Below are 1,262 nucleotides of genomic sequence, written 5' to 3' on the forward strand. Positions count from 1 at the left end.
ACATATCATTACAACAGCTTCAATAAAGTAGAAGAAATGATAGACCAAGAAGGAAATAGACAATATTTCAAATACGACCAAGAAGGAAATATAGTAGAACATAAAGATGCAAATGAAAATATCATTACCTACAGCTACAACATAGATGGTAATATTACCACCATAAAAGGATACGACAAAGGAAAAGAAAAAAGCCTATACCAAACCTATCAATACAACCCAGACGGAACACTACACCTTGCAAAAGCAGGAGAAATGGTCTATACATACCATTACACAAAAGACCAACTACTGAAAAGAAAAGAAGCTTCCGGAAGGACCTTAATCAGCTACCAATACAACAAAAACAACAAAATAACCACAATCGAAGACATAACAGGAAAAAGAACAAACTATCAATACGACCCAGCAGGCAGAATAAAAGAAATATTAGACCAAGACAATAACAGACTAGCAAACTACAGCTATAACCTAGACGATACCCTACAACAAATACAATATGGAAACGGAATAACAACAAGCTACACCTACGACCAAGATAAAAACATGACAAAACTAACAACCCAAACCACAAAAGGAGAGAGACAAGAAGACTATAACTATCAATACGACCTAAATGGAAATAGACTAGAAAAAATAGGAATAAAACATCAAACCCACTACAGTTACGACAGCCTAAACCGATTGATAAAAGCAAACTATGACGGAAGAGAAGAGACCTTTACCTATGACCTAGTAGGAAATCGCTTAACAAAAACCCTAAACAGTACCATAGAACAATATACATACAATAGAAAAAATCAAATAACGCAACACCAAAAAGAAAAGGGTATAACAAACTTCTACTACGATAAACAAGGAAATACAATAAAAGAAGAAACCCCCGAAGGGACAAATACATTTGAATACAATAACCTTAACCAACAAATAAAGACAATAACAAAAGAAGGACATACCCAAATAAACCGATACGATGCCCATGGGCTAAGAACAGAAATAGAAGAAAATCAAAAACTCACAAAATTCATCTACCATAAAGGAAATATTCAGGTAGAATTAGACGAAGAAAACAACCCGATCAATAGATTTTCCAGAGGCTACGAAATCGTAGCAGCAGAGCTATGGGATAAAAACAACACTAACTGCCATAAATACTACTACCAACAAGATGAACAAGGCAGTACCCTACACATAACCGACCAACAAGAAAACATAAAAAATAGCTACCACTACGATGCCTTTGGAGGATTATTAGAGAATAA

1 protein-coding gene is annotated in these 1,262 nt (G+C 34.7%); it reads left to right on the forward strand.

Annotated features, from left to right (window positions below; genetic code table 11):
* On the forward strand, window positions 1–1,262 hold a 1,262-nt coding region (locus T335_RS20990), incomplete at both ends, for an RHS repeat domain-containing protein (RefSeq protein WP_034328751.1).

It is taken from the genome of Alkaliphilus transvaalensis ATCC 700919, from assembly GCF_000621485.1.
GTDB classification, from domain to species: domain Bacteria; phylum Bacillota; class Clostridia; order Peptostreptococcales; family Natronincolaceae; genus Alkaliphilus; species Alkaliphilus transvaalensis.